The organism is Halonatronum saccharophilum DSM 13868 (assembly GCF_000517025.1).
Lineage (GTDB): Bacteria > Bacillota > Halanaerobiia > Halobacteroidales > Halobacteroidaceae > Halonatronum > Halonatronum saccharophilum.
Genome location: NZ_KI912091.1, coordinates 166757 through 183959, shown reverse-complemented (window position 1 = coordinate 183959; position 17203 = coordinate 166757). Strand labels below are relative to the sequence as shown.

Annotated in this window: 21 protein-coding genes; all 21 read right to left on the bottom strand. The window is 35.4% G+C overall.

The genetic code is table 11. The features are described 5' to 3' along the window. Nucleotides 1-2 precede the first annotated feature (2 nt). Nucleotides 3-1073 (bottom strand): flagellar biosynthesis protein FlhB, encoded by a 1071-nt coding sequence (gene flhB, locus HALSAC_RS0101050; RefSeq protein ID WP_027338707.1) that lies wholly within the window; start codon nucleotides 1071-1073, stop codon nucleotides 3-5. Between the two features lie 27 nt (nucleotides 1074-1100). Then, nucleotides 1101-1874 carry a flagellar biosynthetic protein FliR gene (gene fliR, locus HALSAC_RS0101045; protein ID WP_027338706.1) on the bottom strand — a complete coding sequence of 258 codons (774 nt, stop codon included), beginning with the start codon at nucleotides 1872-1874 and terminating at the stop codon, nucleotides 1101-1103. 14 nt (nucleotides 1875-1888) lie between these two features. Beyond that, complete coding sequence (gene fliQ / locus HALSAC_RS0101040) at nucleotides 1889-2158, bottom strand: flagellar biosynthesis protein FliQ (RefSeq protein WP_027338705.1); 270 nt, start codon at nucleotides 2156-2158, stop codon at nucleotides 1889-1891. Between the two features lie 17 nt (nucleotides 2159-2175). Continuing rightward, the gene (gene fliP / locus HALSAC_RS0101035) at nucleotides 2176-2943 is read right to left on the bottom strand and encodes a flagellar type III secretion system pore protein FliP (RefSeq protein ID WP_027338704.1); all 768 of its coding nucleotides are present in this window, start codon (nucleotides 2941-2943) and stop codon (nucleotides 2176-2178) included. A gap of 4 nt (nucleotides 2944-2947) precedes the next feature. Then, nucleotides 2948-3265, bottom strand: a complete 318-nt coding sequence (locus HALSAC_RS14670) for a FliO/MopB family protein (RefSeq protein WP_027338703.1) — start codon at nucleotides 3263-3265, stop codon at nucleotides 2948-2950. Nucleotides 3266-3280: 15 nt separating this feature from the next. Next, on the bottom strand, nucleotides 3281-4462 hold the full coding sequence (gene fliY, locus HALSAC_RS0101025) for a flagellar motor switch phosphatase FliY (RefSeq protein ID WP_027338702.1): 1182 nt from the start codon (nucleotides 4460-4462) through the stop codon (nucleotides 3281-3283). Continuing rightward, a complete protein-coding gene (fliM, locus tag HALSAC_RS0101020) occupies nucleotides 4455-5465 on the bottom strand; it encodes a flagellar motor switch protein FliM (protein WP_027338701.1) in 1011 nt (336 codons plus the stop codon). Before fliM ends, fliY begins: the two co-directional genes overlap by 8 nt. An 81-nt stretch (nucleotides 5466-5546) precedes the next feature. Next, nucleotides 5547-5996: a flagellar basal body-associated FliL family protein gene (locus HALSAC_RS0101015; RefSeq protein WP_027338700.1), complete on the bottom strand. Its 450-nt coding sequence runs from the start codon at nucleotides 5994-5996 to the stop codon at nucleotides 5547-5549. Beyond that, nucleotides 5986-6714 (bottom strand): flagellar motor protein MotB, encoded by a 729-nt coding sequence (locus HALSAC_RS0101010; protein WP_027338699.1) that lies wholly within the window; start codon nucleotides 6712-6714, stop codon nucleotides 5986-5988. The genes HALSAC_RS0101015 and HALSAC_RS0101010 overlap by 11 nt, the downstream gene beginning before the upstream one ends. Then, nucleotides 6701-7498 (bottom strand): motility protein A, encoded by a 798-nt coding sequence (locus tag HALSAC_RS0101005; RefSeq protein WP_027338698.1) that lies wholly within the window; start codon nucleotides 7496-7498, stop codon nucleotides 6701-6703. Before HALSAC_RS0101005 ends, HALSAC_RS0101010 begins: the two co-directional genes overlap by 14 nt. Before the next feature lie 15 nt (nucleotides 7499-7513). Beyond that, complete coding sequence (locus HALSAC_RS0101000; RefSeq protein WP_245579407.1) at nucleotides 7514-7714, bottom strand: flagellar FlbD family protein; 201 nt, start codon at nucleotides 7712-7714, stop codon at nucleotides 7514-7516. Between the two features lie 95 nt (nucleotides 7715-7809). Beyond that, nucleotides 7810-9144, bottom strand: a complete 1335-nt coding sequence (locus HALSAC_RS0100995; protein WP_027338696.1) for a flagellar hook protein FlgE — start codon at nucleotides 9142-9144, stop codon at nucleotides 7810-7812. Between the two features lie 170 nt (nucleotides 9145-9314). Continuing rightward, the gene (locus HALSAC_RS0100990; RefSeq protein ID WP_027338695.1) at nucleotides 9315-9695 is read right to left on the bottom strand and encodes a TIGR02530 family flagellar biosynthesis protein; all 381 of its coding nucleotides are present in this window, start codon (nucleotides 9693-9695) and stop codon (nucleotides 9315-9317) included. Between the two features lie 20 nt (nucleotides 9696-9715). Next, a complete protein-coding gene (gene flgD, locus HALSAC_RS0100985) occupies nucleotides 9716-10132 on the bottom strand; it encodes a flagellar hook assembly protein FlgD (RefSeq protein ID WP_027338694.1) in 417 nt (138 codons plus the stop codon). A gap of 14 nt (nucleotides 10133-10146) precedes the next feature. Continuing rightward, nucleotides 10147-11499: a flagellar hook-length control protein FliK gene (locus HALSAC_RS0100980; protein WP_027338693.1), complete on the bottom strand. Its 1353-nt coding sequence runs from the start codon at nucleotides 11497-11499 to the stop codon at nucleotides 10147-10149. A 15-nt stretch (nucleotides 11500-11514) separates the two neighbouring features. Beyond that, on the bottom strand, nucleotides 11515-12060 hold the full coding sequence (locus HALSAC_RS0100975; protein WP_027338692.1) for a MotE family protein: 546 nt from the start codon (nucleotides 12058-12060) through the stop codon (nucleotides 11515-11517). A 16-nt stretch (nucleotides 12061-12076) separates the two neighbouring features. Further along, nucleotides 12077-12535 (bottom strand): flagellar export protein FliJ, encoded by a 459-nt coding sequence (gene fliJ, locus HALSAC_RS16215; RefSeq protein ID WP_027338691.1) that lies wholly within the window; start codon nucleotides 12533-12535, stop codon nucleotides 12077-12079. Nucleotides 12536-12542: 7 nt separating this feature from the next. Further along, complete coding sequence (gene fliI / locus HALSAC_RS0100965; protein ID WP_027338690.1) at nucleotides 12543-13868, bottom strand: flagellar protein export ATPase FliI; 1326 nt, start codon at nucleotides 13866-13868, stop codon at nucleotides 12543-12545. Next, nucleotides 13861-14649 carry a FliH/SctL family protein gene (locus HALSAC_RS0100960; RefSeq protein ID WP_027338689.1) on the bottom strand — a complete coding sequence of 263 codons (789 nt, stop codon included), beginning with the start codon at nucleotides 14647-14649 and terminating at the stop codon, nucleotides 13861-13863. Before HALSAC_RS0100960 ends, fliI begins: the two co-directional genes overlap by 8 nt. Next, entirely contained in the window at nucleotides 14642-15643 is a 1002-nt protein-coding gene (fliG, locus tag HALSAC_RS0100955) for a flagellar motor switch protein FliG (protein ID WP_027338688.1), read from the bottom strand. The genes HALSAC_RS0100960 and fliG overlap by 8 nt, the downstream gene beginning before the upstream one ends. A 14-nt stretch (nucleotides 15644-15657) precedes the next feature. Then, the gene (gene fliF / locus HALSAC_RS0100950) at nucleotides 15658-17202 is read right to left on the bottom strand and encodes a flagellar basal-body MS-ring/collar protein FliF (protein WP_027338687.1); all 1545 of its coding nucleotides are present in this window, start codon (nucleotides 17200-17202) and stop codon (nucleotides 15658-15660) included. Nucleotide 17203 lies beyond the last annotated feature (1 nt).

Below are 17203 nucleotides of genomic sequence, written 5' to 3'. Positions count from 1 at the left end.
TACTAGAACCTCCTTTCCTTATCTGTTTGATAAATATAAGCTAAAATTTCCGCAATAGCTTGGTAAAACTCCATTGGAATCTCATCTCCAACATCTACTATTTTATATAATGCTCTAGCTAAAGGCTTCTCTTCTACAACTTCGACATCATTCTCTTTAGCTATCTCTTTAATCCGTTGAGCAACCTCATCTTGTCCCTTTGCTACAACAAGAGGTACATCCATCTCGTCCATATTAAATTTAACTGCAATTGCAATATGAGTCGGGTTGGTTATAACAACAGTAGCATCTGGAACATCCTGCATCATTCTACTCATAGCCATCTCTTGTTGCTTTTGCCTACGCTTAGATTTTATTTCAGGACTACCTTCTACCTGCTTTCTTTCCTCTTTAACCTCTTGTTTGGTCATCTTAAGATCCTCTTCATGCTGCCATTTCTGATAGATAAAGTCTGCAATACCTACTACTATAAAGACCATACTAACCCTCATAGCCAATGAAAAGGATATGTTTCCAATAATATTTAAAGCATTACTTAAACCTGTATTCAATAAGAGTATTATATCATCTACATACCCCATAATCACCAGATAAGCCGTATAACCAACGACAGTTATTTTTATCATCGACTTTAGAAACTCTACAAGGGTTCTTTTAGAAAAAAGCCTCTTAAATCCACTTATAGGATTTATTTTGCTTAGCTTAGGTTGTATAACCTTGGGTGTAAATAAGACTCCAACCTGCAAAAGAGAGACCATTACTCCAACAAAAGCAACGCCTATCATAACCGGAAGGAGTAGTCTCAAAGAAAAGAAGCCTATCTCTATTATTAAATTATGAAAATTACGAATGGATAATTGCATATCAAAGTAATGAACAAGAACCTTAGTTGTAAAGTCTATCATCTCTTTTAATATATAAGACATTAAAAAGTACATTATTAAAAAAACAGTCAACAAGGTAAAGGCACTGTTAAGCTCTTTACTACTGGCTACCTGTCCTTCTTCGCGGGCTTCTTTCTTCTTCTTGGGGGTTGCCTTTTCCGTCTTTTCTCCTGATGATCCTGATGGCATTTTATCCCCTCTCTTCTCAAATTAATTCTAAATCAACTCAACTATAGAGTAGATTCTCTCAATAATATCCATAAAGATCCCTTCTAGGGAAGTTAAATAATTGGATAAAATGATAGCTAAAAAGGTCAAAGCAACAAATATCTTTACCGGCATACCTACAATAAAGATATTTAACTGAGGAACTGTTCTAGCAACTAAACCAAAACCTAGATTAACTATAAATAATACAGCCATAACTGGAAGGGCCAACCTAAAGGCTAAAGGAAAGAAATCTCCTATCACCCTTAATGTAGCAAGCACAAAATCAGATGAAGAAGAAAACTGATTAATCTCTACTATATAAAAGCTATCAGCCAATAGTCTCAACAAATAATGGTGACCATCTATGGACAAAAAGAGTAAGGTAGCTAATATATTCTTAAATTGACCAATCAAAGGGGCTTGAATTCCACTTTGAGGATCCATCACATTAGCCATAGCAAAGCCCATCATCACATCAATAAATTGCCCTCCTACTTGAACAGCGTTAAATATTAACATTAGTATAAACCCCATAGTTAAACCAAGAAATAACTCAACACTTATCTGTATTGAAATTAGTAGGATTGGCCCTGGAAGTTGAATACCTCCACTTGGAATTATTGGCATTAAAAGAAGTGCCAATATAAAGGCTAAGCCTATCTTTATTCTATGTGGTAGGGCTTGGCTACCAAATATAGGAGCTACCAAGAAGAGTCCAGCAACCCTAGCCAATACCAAAAGTAGGATATATATATTTAACAATAACTCTTGTTCAGTCATATTTATCCCCTTTATCACCCGATATAGTTAGGTATATTTGTGAAAAGTTCAATAATAAAATCTATTAATACATTAAGCATCCATGGTCCAAAGATCATAATTGCAAATAAAACTGCTAATATCTTAGGAATAAAAGCTAAAGTCTGTTCCTGAATTTGAGTTGTAGCTTGAAATATGCTGATAATCAACCCTGCTGCCATCCCTAATCCAAGCATAGGGGCTGCTACCTTAATTACTGTTAAAAGTGCATTTCGACCTATCTCTATAATCAAAAGCTGATTCAATTAACTCACACCCCCTACTAAAAAGTCTCAACAAGAGACTTAATTACCAGATACCAACCATCCACTAAAACAAACAAAAGTATCTTAAAAGGTAATGATATCATTACTGGCGGTAGCATCATCATACCCATAGCCATCAAAGTACTAGCCACAATCATATCAATAACTATAAAAGGAATGAATATTATAAATCCAATTTGAAAGGCTGTCTTAAGTTCACTCAAAACAAAGGCTGGTATAAGGATATAAGTAGCTATATCCTCTCGGCTATTTGGCCTATCACCTTCAGACATATTGATAAATAAAGCAATATCCTTCTCCCTGGTGTGCCTGAACATAAATTCTCTTAATGGTTCTACCCCCCTATCAATAGCATCTTCCTGCCCTATCTCTTCATTTAAATAAGGTTGTAGCGCCTCTTGATTAATCTCGCCCCATACCGGCGACATTATATAGATAGTTAGAAAGATTGATAATCCTATTAAAACCTGATTAGGAGGCATTGTCTGAGTTGCCAAAGCCCTTCTTATCATTGAAAGAACTATAGCAATTCTTGTAAAGGAAGTTAGTAGTATTAAGATAGCAGGAGCTAAGGACAATACTGTTAATAGGATTAAAATTCTAAGAGAAGTTTCTAACTCTCCTACTTCATTTCCTTCAACCCCATCACCAATTTGAAGCTGTATATTAGGTATATTGAATCTAGTCTCTGCAAATGCTGCGCTTTGTACTAATATCAGTAATAGCAACACCAAAATAGTAACTTTTATAGCCTTATTGCCCATTATATTACTCCTTACCTTTCTTGAATATAGTAAAAACATCTGGTCTTTCTAAACTATCTCCCAACTCTACCTTATCTAAATCTACCTCTTCAATAAACTCAACCTTATCTTTAACCGAAGAGAGAAGCCACACCTTGTCTGCTACTTTAACTAAATAAAGCACCTTACCATTGTCTAAATAACATCTTTCTATGAGCCTTATATTCTTACTCGAACTAAAGAGGTTATTACCCCTTTTAAATAACTTAACTAATAAAAAGAATATGCTTAAAATAGCTATTAACGAAAGAATCATCTTAATGATCTCTAAAGTATAATTCATACTATCATCCTTGCTTTATAGATTCTTTAACCTTTCCTCAGAACTTACTATATCAGTAACTCTAAATCCAAAGTTCTCATCAATAACCACAACTTCTCCCTTAGCAATCAACTTTCCATTAACCAATAGATCTACTGCCTCACCAGCCAATCTATCCAATTCAATAACTGATCCTGGACTCAATTCTAAAACATCTCTAATTGACATTCTTGTCTTGCCTAGCCTAACAGTTAGCTCTAAAGGCACATCATAAATCAATCTAATATCATTATTAATCCCACTTATTCCAGTAGATCCTAACTGATTAAATTCAACCTGTTGGACCTCAACATTTTGTTGTTGTCTAGGCTGCTGTTGCCTTGGTTGCTGATACATTCCTTGCTGATACATTCCTTGTTGTGGCATTCCTTGTTGTGACATTCCTTGTTGTGACATTCCTTGTTGTGACATTCCTTGTTGTGACATTCCTTGTTGCTGCTGGGCAGGTTGTTCTTTCTTCTTAGGCTCTTTTGCTTCTTCTCCACCTAGTCCACCCATAATTCCTTCAGCCATCTTCTTAGCAAATTCCACAGTCATCACCTGAATAATTTGACTATCTATTAGATCACCAATATTAATATCAAAGATGACCTGTACAATTTCATCTTCAGGAGAAGAACTTTCTAAATTAAAAGCTTCACTATTAAGTTCTAATAATTCTGCCTTTGGAGGTGATATATTAATCTTATCACCCTCAAAAAAGTCTGACATAGATGTCGAAGCAGACCCCATCATCTGGTTCATAGCTTCACCTACTGCACTTATATGCAAGTCTTCCAGATCTTCTGGAGGGTTTGTTCCATCTCCTCCCATCATTAGATCAGTTATGATAGCTGCATCCTCCTTCTCTAAGATGAGCTGATTACTCCCTTTTAGACCCTCTACATATTGAACATCTACCACAATACATGGCCTTGTATAACTATCAACTAACTCTTGAACACTACTAAAACCTACCCTTGGAGTCGTAATCTCTACTTTCTGACCAAGAAGCCCATATAAGGCTGTAGCTGCAGACCCCATAGATATATTAGCCACCTCACCTAAGGCATCTTTCTCTAATTCAGTTAATAATTCTTCAGTATTTGAATCTTGCTCATCATCATTTTCACCATTTAATAATGCATTAATCTCTTCTTGTGATAAGGCATCACTCATTGTCTTCCTCCTCCCACTCCTCTTCAGAAATAGCCGAAGTAATTTCTACTGCTAGCTTACTTCCCTTTTTCCCTGGTTTAACTAAAAATTTACTTTTATTATTGATATATAAGTTCAAATCATCATCGTTCTTCTTATCTAACTTTATTACATCACCTACGGCCAATTCTAGTAATTGTCCTACGCTTATATTAGCGTTACCTAAATAAGCTTCTATTGGCAATTTGGCCTTACCTAGCCTCTTCTTTAATTTATTCAAACTCTCCGCCGCAGAGTCTCCCCTAGTAGTAGAGAACCAATATTGAGCACTCAACTTAGATACTATAGGCTCTAACACGATATAAGGTATACTAATATTAATTAGACCATCAACCTCTCCAACTCCTGTCTCAAAAGTAGCCAAGATTACCATATCATTATTAGGAACTATTTGTGTAAATTGAGGGTTAGACTCTAATTCCTTGAGTCTAGGTCTTAAGTCTACAACATTCTCCCAAGCTTCACTAAAACTACCTAGAATTAGTTTGTTGATCTTTTTTAAGACAACCTCTTCAATATCTGTAAACTCTCTTACTACTCCAATAGAATTTACAGAATCACCACCAAAAAGTCTTTCAATAATAGCATATCCTATCTTAGGGTTAATCTCAATAATAAATTCTCCATGTAAAGGATAGAAATCACATACAGACATTATCGTTGGTTGTGGTAAAGAGCTAGTAAACTCTTCATAAGATAACTGCTCAATTGATTTAAGCTCAACCTTTACTACACTCCTTAACTGAGTTGAGATAGCAGTACTTAAAAGTCTAGCAAAGCCTTCATATACCATCCTTAAAGTCCTTAACTGATCTTTGGATAATTTATTAGGATGCTTAAAATCATAAACCTCTACTACCCCTTCGCTTTCACTCTGTAATTCATCAGCCTCTAACTTCCCTGATGTTAGATCATCTAGCAAAGAGTCTATTTCATTTTGAGATAAAACTCTATTTGATGACATATTATGCCCCCTGCCTAATTTAAAGAAAAAATAATTCAATCTACTAATAATTATATATTATTTATTCAAATTTTTAAACTTTTACTGAATTACAAATTCTGTGAAAAATACATTTGTTATCTGACCTTCGATTAACCTCTCGTTAATCTTATTCATAATTTCTGTTCTTAAGGTTCTACTTCCACCTTCAGTAATAACCTCATCGTGACTCTTACTCCTTAAAACAGAAATAATTAAATCTCTAATCTGTGGGGTTCTCTCATCTACCTCTCTAGTAACCCTGCTATTATTAACTTCTAAAACCATACTAACTCTAACAAACCTTCTTCCCCCATCTAGGTTAACTAAAAAATCACCTATATCTGTAGTTGGCCCCAACTCTCTATTTTCACTATTTACATTAGTTGTACCTGCATTATCTGTATCCACTAATCGGCTAAACATAAAATATGATGATCCAGTTGCCAATAAAACAGATAAAACTACTGCTATTATTATCGTAAGGTTCAAATTACCTTTTTCACCACTCATTATAATAATCCTCCTCTTCATCCATTCTTAGAACAATAACATCGACTCGACGATTTAAAGCCCTATTTTGAGATGTATCGTTGGCCCTGATTGGTCTATACTCAGAATATCCTGCGGCAGATAACCTACTTGGATTAATATTGTTCTCTTCAATAAAATATCTAACTACATTCGTTGCTCTAGCTGTCGATAACTCCCAATTTGATGGGTACCTAGAACTGTTTATCGGCCAATTATCTGTATGACCTTCAACTGCTACATCATTTGGAAGACTCTTTATAAGACCAGATATCATACTTAATACCGGTTTAGCATTATCTTTAATTTGGGAACTTCCTAAACCAAATAACACCTTCCCGCTAAAGCGAATTACTAAACCTTTATCATCCTCTTCTACAGAAATCTGTTCTTCTAAACCTTCTAATTCTATATATTGATTTATTTTATTATTAAGTTCATTAAACTGTCTATTACTAGGGCTGCTAGAGTCAAGACCCATCTCAATCAGCTCAGCTCTAGTTACAGTCCTTCCTCCAGGTAAAACACCTAACTTACCTTGCAAACCATCCATTACCATTTGAAACTTACTTGCATCTATACTTGAAAAAGAATAAAGAAGGACAAAAAAGGCTAATAATAGAGTCATCATATCTCCATAGGTAGTCATCCAATCAGCATTGCTTCCTTCGTCTTTCTTCTTCTTTCTATCCCGCGACATCTCTTGCCACCGCCCCTCCTTCTTCACTTACCTCACTTCTTGAACTAGGAGATAGGAAGGCTTTTAGTTTCTCTTCTACAATCCTTGGATTTTCTCCTGCCTGAATGGATAAAATCCCTTCTATCATTACCTCCTTACTCAATATCTCTTCTTCACTCTTTATCCTTAATTTTTCTGCTAAAGGTATGAACACAACATTGGCCAACAAAGCACCATAAAGAGTTGTAATCAAAGCAGTTGACATTCCTCCCCCTAACTGTGTTGGATCATCTAATTGGGCCAACATACCTATCAAACCAATCAAAGTACCAATCATACCAAAGGCTGGTGCTAATTCTGCACCTTTTGAAAATACCCCTCTATTAAGAGAATGACGCTCTTCTAAGAAGGTCAATTCTGTCTCTAGGATACTCTTAACCAATTGAGGGTCGGTACCATCTACTACTAACTGAACACCCTTCTTTAAAAACTCATCATCTAGATCATATGCTTCTTCCTCTAAAGCTAAGAGACCTTCTCTTCTTGCTTTTTCTGCAAAGCTTACTAATATAGAAATAATATCCCCGGCCTCATCATTTGTCTGAGAAAATATTATCTTCAAACCTTTAATAGCACTCCGTAACTGCTTAAAAGAATAAGCTAATATTACCCCCCCTAAGGTTCCCCCTAACACAATAAAAATAGAGGGTACATCTAGGAACATCAAAATATTCCCTTGCATAAACATTCCCATAATAACTAATGTAATTCCTAAAAAGAGACCAACAATCGATGCTAAATCCATTATATCACCCCACTTTTATTCTAAATTAAAACCTATATTTTTCTTATATTCTATAACCTTTCTAATAACCTCTTCTACATCCTCTTGAACAACTAACCTTCTCTTAGAAGTTAGTTGTATAACAGTATCAGGAGTAGCCTCAATGGTCTCTATTAAATCTGCATTAACAACAAACTCTGGGCCATTAAACCGAGTTACCTTTATAATAGCAACCACTTCCTAACCTTTAATTTTAAGTATAATATTCTATAAATCCTATATTTAAAGTTATGTTAACTAAGGAGAGGAATTCCTCCCCTTAGTTTAGTTAATTACCTCTTTAAATTAACCAACTCTTGTAAAAGCTCATCAGAAGTAGAGATAGTTCGAGAATTCCCCTGGAAACCACGTTGAGTTGTAATCATTTCAGTAAATTCAGCTGCCATATCTACATTTGACATCTCTAAAGTACCAGCCATTAAAACTCCACGCCCTCCTGCCCCTGGTCCATCAATATTTGCTATCCCAGAGTTGTTAGACTCTCTAAACAGGGTATCTCCCACTTCTGAAAGACCACCAGGATTATTAAAAGAAGCAATTGCTACTCTTCCTAAAGTCTGCCTTTGACCATTATCGTAATAACCTGTAATGATACCTGAGTTATCCACATCAAAACTCTGGAATGACCCTGCCTGATAGCCGTTTAGAGTATCTACCTTGACACTATTTACACCAGCAAATTGAGTTATACTGCTAAAATCCAACTCAATAGATAAATCATCTACCCCCTCTATCTCCTGATTCAATGTAAAGGTATCGCCACTCTCAATAATGCCATCTTCGTTAAATTGAACTTCATTTGCCTCTTCATAATCCCCGTCTTCAAACTTAGTAAATGTCTGCCATTCATTTGTTCCTGTCTTTACAAATGCTACATTGATATTATGTCTTTTACCTTGAGAATCATAAACATCGATGGTCGTATTATGAATAGAATTTTGAAAGTCTCTCATAATCTCATTATATTCATCATCTGCATCCTGGTTGCCTTCTTCTCCTAGTTCATGATTCAGTAACTCATCAATATTATTAGTATCAAATTCATCCCACTCATCTAAATTTACAACTTGACTATCAGCGCTCAAATTAGCATCATAATTAACCTCATCAGTAGCTAGAGCTTCCATAGATTGCCGCAAAGTTATATCCTCTAAAGATCCATTGGTATCAATATTGCCATTATCATCAGCTACCCAGCCTTTCATTCTATATCCATTACTTGTATTGACCATGTATCCATCTCTATCAAAACCTGTAGAACCTGCTCTAGTATAAACTTGCTCAGTTCCACTATTTACAACAAAAAATCCATTTCCGTCTATTGCTAAATCAGTATTTATACCAGTAGATTGTGGAGCACCTTGAGTCATATTCTTATCTACACTTCCTAAAGAAACACCTAAACCAACCTGTTGTGGATTAGTACCTCCTCTTCCATCTTGGGGCGCAGAAGCTCCTTGCATTGTTTGACTTAACGTAGTCTTAAAGGTAGCACGGCTTCCTTTAAATCCTGTTGTATTTACATTGGCAATATTGTTACTGATTACATCCATTTTATCCATATGAGATCTCATGCCTGAAACACCAGTAAACATTGAACGTAACATATATAATAAACCTCCTCGTATTTTAATTGATAATTGATAGTTGATAATTGATAGTTAAAGTCTAAATAAATATGAGCTTTTTATAACTGTCAATTCTCAATTTTCAACTGTAAACTGCTCTTTAGTCGCTTCTGTCATTTAGCGACTTGTAACCCCCCTTACGGGTCCAGTTACTTAATTATAATAGCACTATCTATATTAGTAAATAGGTTATCTTCCATACTACCTTTACCCATAGCTGTAATTACAGTTTGATTCTTAACACTTACAATATAAGCATTATTGTTCAATAAAACTAGAGACTCTTTTACCCCTTTACCCTTAGCTTTATTTACAGCTTCTTCTAATTTCTTGAGATCGTCTTCTTTAAAATCTATATCCCTAGACTCTAAACGCTTAGAAGCGTGCTTGGAGAACTTCAAAGTATCTTTATCTTTCATCTTCTCTTTTAAGGTTTCTTCAAAGTTTGGTATTTTCCCTTTTTTAATCGTTTTTCCTTTATTAATCCCCTGGGGTGGGTTTAATATTCGATTAGAGTATATCCTATTCATGTCAAACACCCCCTTTTAAATCAACTCAATACCTCCTGAATATTAATTAGTGGATACTCCTCACCTTCTACAACAACCTTATGACCTTCATCAGACACTATAACCCTTTCTACCTCTCCAACTACATTTTCCCCTGTACTAGAGTTTAAAACAGCAACCTCTTTGCCGACAAAATTACTTACCTGAGATAAACTTTGATATCTTACAAAGTCACTCATTGTCGAATTTAGGTTCTGCATCTGTTCTAAAGAACTAAATTGAGCCATCTGTGCAATAAACTCTTTATCATCCATAGGCTCTAAAGGATCTTGGTATTTCAATTGAGTCATCAATAGTTTTAAAAACTCATCTTTACCCATTGCATCATTGGACTTATTAACTTTATTTTCATTATTATTAGTACTTGAACTAGCACCAATACTGTCAGTACCATTCATCTTTTAACCCCCTTTTATACAACATAATCGACCTGTTCTAAACTTTGGTCATCCCGTCTTATATCTTCTTCTACTTTTTCTTCCTCAAGTTGTGCTTGAATTTCATCCAAGCTTAAAGCAAAATCTCTCTTTTTATTACTTCCTTCTCCATTACTGAAAAAGGGACTATTTCTCCTTTGATCAAAACCATCGGCAAAGGCTCCACCTTCAAAATCAAGATTAACCTCAATATCATCAACTTGAAGTCCAGTACGGGCCAAAGATTCTCTTAGTCTATTTGAATTCAACTCAAGAAGATCTTTAATCTGACCACTTTCAGCTAATATCCTAGTAGTTATATTCCCATCATCAATGCCAATCTTAATTCTTAATTTACCTAAATTCTCTGGTTCTAGCTGTAAAAGAACTTCTTTGCCATTCTTTGCTGCTAAGATTTCTTCATTACTTACTATCTGCTCCATCACATCTTTGAAATTAACTTGTTGCAGAACTTCAAACTCATCATTATTAGAGATTGAAGAGATATCTTGCATATTCTGTGAGAAGAATTCATTAGTTAACTCGCCCTCCGACTCACTTTCTAAGGCTTCTACCTTTAAAGTTTCAGAGGAAACTTCTTCATCTAAAAGCATACCTTCTGTTATCTTAGCGTCTAACTCTACAACCTTCTGACTATCCTTTAAGTCTATATCATTCTCTACTTTATTCTTATTCTCCCTGCTAAGTCTGGCTATATCACTTTGGTTGATTGCTCTTTGATAAAGGTCTCTATGATTATTTAAATGTTTATCACCAAGAGATTCCATCTCCCCTTTAACCTCAGCAAGTAGCTCTTTAACTTTTAAAAATCCTTCATCTTCTTCGTTATAAATTTGATTAAGCTTATTGAGATCAGCATCATTTATTGTTTCTCCTACGGAAGATTCTATAAGAGTTAACTTTTCTTCCAAACTCTCTAAGCCTTCACTTAAAGCTTTCAGATAGTCATCACCAATACCTTCTTCTATACGAAGTAACACCTCAGCTAATTGATTTTTCTCTTTACCCTCGCCTGCTTCTCCATTTTCTAGTAAAGCTAAAGCTTCTTCCAACGCTCCTAAAAATGCTCCTAATAACTGCATTAACTCGGCTAATTCTTCATCATTTAGCTCTAATAGATCTTTATTAATCAATTCCTCTAATCTCTCTACATCTTTAAGCTCCACCTTTTCACCATCATTATCATTAGATCTGACCTTATTGTTCATACTGCTTTCTAATGATGAAATGAAGTTATTATCCTTAGATTTGAATCCATTTTCCTTCTTTGACACCTCAAAGGAATCATTTCTTTGAATCAGATCTAAACCATTAAACCCACTTATCATCTTTTCACCTCCTTTCTAATTTGATAATCGAGTAGAAATACGGGCAGCAACATCTGTTTCCATAGCTTCTAATATATTAGCTACATCCCTTTCACGCATCCTCGCCAATATATCAATTGCTAAATCCATCTCTAACTCAGTTAGAATACTTGCAGCCCTCTCCTCGTCCATCTCCCTATAAACTTGCGATAATCTACTAACTTTAGTCTCATAATCTTCTCTATCTGTTAAAACTTGGCTTAAATCCCCCTCTAAAGCTTCAAGAGTGTCCTGATATTCTAGAACCTGCCTATTCTTTATCTCAACCTCTCTAAGTAATTCTTCATTTTGGTCTTGGATTTTTTCTAGATAATTTTGAAGTTCAATCACTTCATTTTCTAATCTATTATTTTCATCCATAGTGACTAGATAATTCTCTAATACGGGAATGTCTTTGGCCCTAGATATGGATATATCTTTAAGGTCTTGTGTAGTAAATATATCTAAATGATTTAAAATAAGAAAGGTTATAACTGCTAATAAGATTAGGGTTGACATTACCACAATTATCTTCTTCTTCATCGAGCTTCCCCCTAAATTATAAATTTGAAGAAATATTTTTACGAATGTATTTATTATTTGCTAACTCATCATTTAACTTCTGTTCCTTGGCCCGATACTCTTTCCAATACTGTTCATTCTTCTTCTCTTTAAGCTTAAGAAATGATTTTTTCTCCTTGGTTTTTTCTAATAGTCTTTCTTTGCATTTACTTATTTCTTTCTTCCAGTAGTCTAATTGCATAGTCAACTCTTCTATTTCACCATTTAAATATTCAATATACTCTCGAGATCTAAGGGCCAACTTTAAATCAATCCTCTTACCTTCATCTTCTTCTATCTTTTGTTGTAACTTTCTTTTTTCTTCCTTAAATTGATTAAGTTGATCCACTACCTTGCTTTTTTCTTTTTTCAACCTAATTAAATCCTTCTGTATAAGGTCTTCTTCTCTTTTCTTTAAATCTAAGATAGTCTGTAATCTGAATTTAAACTTTTTCAATTATCCATCACTCCCCAGCAAAGATATTAATCAAAGCTTCAACAGTCTCATTATAATCACTGCTCTCATTAACCCCTTGCCGCAAGAAATCATTGACCATATCTAATTTAGATAAGGCATAATCCAATTTAGGATCATTACCAACCTCATAAGCTCCAATAGATACTAAATCTTTTGCTTCTTGGTAGGTAGCTAAGACCTCTCTTAGTTTGGCTGCTGCCCTTTGATGTTCATCACTTACAATCTCATTCATAACCCTGCTAGCACTCTCTAAGATATCTATAGCTGGATAATGGTTCATAGAAGCTAAGTCCCTTGAAAGTACTATATGACCATCTAAGATACCTCTTACAGCATCAGCAATAGGTTCATTCATATCGTCACCCTCTACCAAAACTGTATATAGACCTGTTATTGTCCCTTTAGCATCAGTTCCTGCCCTCTCCATCAACTTAGGTAATAGAGCAAAGACCGAAGGAGTATACCCTCTTGTAGCAGGAGGCTCACCAACAGCCAACCCTACTTCCCTTTGGGCCATAGCAAACCTAGTTACTGAATCCATCATAAGGTTAACATCTTTTCCTTTATCTCTAAAGTATTCTGCTATAGTCGTTGCTACTAATGCTCCCTTTAGCCTAACTAAAGCCGGTTGGTCTGAGGTAGCAACTACAACTACAGACTTCTTTAACCCTTCTTCACCTAAGTCCCTTTCGATAAAATCTCTTACCTCTCTACCCCTCTCTCCAATTAAAGCGATGACATTAACATCTGCATCTGTATTGCGGGCAATCATACCTAAAGTAGTACTCTTCCCCACACCACTTCCGGCAAAGATTCCTAAACGTTGGCCCTTTCCACAAGTTAAAATACCATCTAAACTTCTAATTCCTAAAGAGATTGGTTCAGTAATCCTTCTTCTCTTTAATGGGTCAGGAGGATCATTATAAATGGAATATTCTTTCCCATTCCCTTTAAAGCTAAAATCAGACATTGGATTACCTAAACCATCTAGGACTTGTCCAAGCAGGTCATCACTAACCTTGACCATCAAAGGGTTATTTGTAGCAAAGACCTTGCAACCTGGGCCAACTCCACTCATATCACCCAAAGGCATTAAAAGAACACTATTATCTTTAAACCCTACAACCTCTGCCTTAATCTTCTCTTTGTTAGAAGAGGTTTCAATTAAGCAGACCTCTCCTACATTAACATTTGGCCCCTGGGATTCAATGATCAAACCTACAACTCTTCTGATCTTACCAAAGAACTTTATTCTTTGGATATTATCCAACTCTCCAACTAGAGAATTTAAGTTTATATTAAAGTTACTCATCATTTATCACTTCTAGCAACCTATTTTCAACTTCCTCTAACTGAGAGCTTACTGTAGCATCAAGACCACCAAAGTCACTCTCAATTAAAGTGCCTCCTACCCTTACGCCTTCATCTCCAACTATCTTTACACTTTCAAGACCATTATTACCTTCTAAAAGATCTTCTTTAAACCCAGCCAAAGACTCTAAATCCCTTGGATTCACTTTTATCTTTATCTCTTCTTCACCATCTAATAATTTAATGGTATCGTTGATAATCTCCTTAACTATATCTTTATCAACTAAGAGTTCCTTAGCAATTATCTTTTCGCTAATAGCAATTGAGAGTCTTACTATATCTTGCTTTAACGACTCCTCTCTTCCATTTAGCTCGTCTTTAAACTCAGCTACCTCTGTTGCCAAATTATTAAGAAGATCTTTGAAATTATCTAAGACCTGCTTCTCCCCTTGAACTAGCCCGGTATTAAAACCTTGATTAAAGCCCTCTTCTTGAGCTGCTTTCAACACCTGATCTTTCTCAGCTTCAAGGGATACTTGAGCTTTCTTTTTTATATCTAAGGCTTCCTTTTGGGCCTGAGCAACTATCTTTTGAGCTTGGGCTTTGGCCCTTTCTACGATCTCTTTCTTCTCCCTTTCACTTGAAGTTAAAACTTCCTTTTCTTCTTCACTAATCGTTTCACTTTGAGAGTCAATGCTTTTTATCTTTTTACCTTCAGATTTATCGGCCAGTTTAAAGACATTCCCCGACTTGATAAAACCCGACTTTATTATATTAGACAACAACCTCATCCTCTCCACCACGATTAACAATGATCTCTCCTGCATCTTCTAGCTTTCTAATTTCATTAACGATCTTCTGCTGTGCTTCCTCTACATCACTAATTCTAACTGGACCTAAGAACTCTATATCCTCTTTAAGCATCTCAGCTGCACGCTTTGATTGATTATTAAATATCTTATCTGCAACTTCATCGCTAACAGTCTTTAAAGCTAAAGATAAATCATCAGTATCAACTTGCCTTAATAGAATCTGAATATCTCGATCTGCTAACAGAGTAATATCCTCAAAGACGAACATCTTCTGCCTAATTGTTTCAGCCAATTCTGGATCTCCTTCATCTAGATCCTCCAATATTTTCTTCTCAGTAGCTCTATCGGCTAAATTCAAAATATCTACAATTGAGTCTATTCCTCCAGCTACAGTATACTCATTTGTCATTAAAGAAGATAATTTCTGCTCTAAGACCCTTTCTACCTCTTTTATAATATCTGGAGTAGTTCTCTCCATAGTAGCAATACGTTTAGCTACTTCTGTCTGTTTGTCATATGGCAAAGCAGATAATATCAATGCTGATTGTTCAGAATCTAAATATGCTAAGATCAAAGCAATAGTCTGCGGATGCTCGTTTTGGATAAAGTTTAAGATTTGACTAGGGTCAGTCTTTCTTAATTGATCAAAAGGTCTTACTTGTAATGAAGCCGTTAACCTATCAATAATATTGTTTGCTTTACTAGCCCCTAAAGCCTTCTCTAAAACTTCTTTAGCATAATCCATACCACCATGACTAATATAATCATAAGCCACACACATCTGATGAAACTCATTTAAAACTTCATCTTTAACCTCCGTTGAAACCTTATCAAGATTTGCAATTTCTAAGGTCAGATCTTCAATCTCTTCATCACTTAAATGTTTAAAGACCTCTGCTGATGCATCAGGACCCAGGGAGACTAACAAGATGGCTGCTTTCTCTTTACCTGTTAAAGCAGACATTTTTCCACCTCCTATTAATCTTCAGCCAACCAACTCTTAACTAATCCTGCAATTTCTTCTGGTTGATCTTCAATTATTTTCCTTAAATTATTTTGTAATTTCTGTCTTTGGCTCTCTTCTTCACTTAATCCATTAATTGCAGCAAATTCATCTTCTGCTTCGTCAATTATATAATCTATATTCTGACCTGTTTGAACCTCTTTATCAGTGGCTCTTCCTTTATATAAAATAATTAATAAAATCAAAATACCTAAAGCCACTATAGCTACTGCTGCTATAAGAATGTTTCTTCTCCTTGCTTGGTCTGCCAAGATATCTTGGTCAACCATTTGAGCCAAACTATCATCAAACTCCATACCTGTAACTGTAATTTGATCACCTCTATTGGCATTATATCCAACAGCAGTTGAGATAGCTTGAGTAATAGATTCCCTTCTCTGCTCATCAAGGTCTTGATTAACTATTAATGATACCGATATTCTTTCCACAGCACCAGGAGCTTGTACATACCTTTCTATCTCTTCATTGATTTCATAATTTATAATTCTATCTTCTTTTCTATAATCGCTCTCTTCTTCATTTGTAGTCCGATATTGAGGGATATTAGATGTAGTCCCTGGAACACCCTCAGGAGTTGTTGTAGTTCCTCTCTGCCTCTCTTCTTGGGTCTGTTCACTCCTAACAATACCACTATCACCTACAACAGGTTCATACCTCTTTCTCTCAATATTTCTCTCATCAAAATTAAGATCAGCATTTACTGTAACTACAAAATTGTTAACCCCAAAGACTCTAGTTAACATCATATTTAAATCTCTTTCTAGCTTCTTCTCAACATCGCGTTTTAGTTCTAATTGCCTTGACCCAAATTCATTTTCACTATCTCTATCTAGCACAGCTGACAATAAATTTCCAGCTGTATCGACAATAGTTACGTCTTCAGGGGCCAACCCACTAACACCACTAGCAACTAAATTTGCAATTGCTTCAACCTCATTTTTAGAAGGATTAGCACGACCTCTTAACTTTAAGAAGACCGAAGCTTCAGCAGGTTCATCCATATCCCTGTATATACTTCTCTGTCTTGGACTCACCTGAACTCTAGCGTGTTCAACGCTATCAAGTTGTCCAATTGTACGTGTTAATTCTCCTTGTAAAGCACGGGTTAAGTTAACATTCTGTTCAAAATCAGTAGTCCCTATCTGATTACGATCAAAAAGTTCAAAACCTGCTACTCCACCTGTAGGTAAACCATCGCTAGCTAAGACAAGTCTTAATCGATCCACCTGACTACTAGGCACAAGTATAGCAGATCCATCACTCTCTAGTTTGTAATCTACTCCCTGTTCCTCTAACCTTTCTGTAATCTCACCAGCATCATCCATTGCTAGGTTAGAGAAAAGAACCCTATAATCTGGTCTACTAGCCCAATTAGCTAAGATTAGCAAACCTATAAATGTTACTATTACAGAGCTACCTATTATTACCTTAGCCCTCTTATCTAAGTTGGCCCATAAACTCTGTAACTGCTCCTTTATTTGCGAGAAATTTTCAACCATA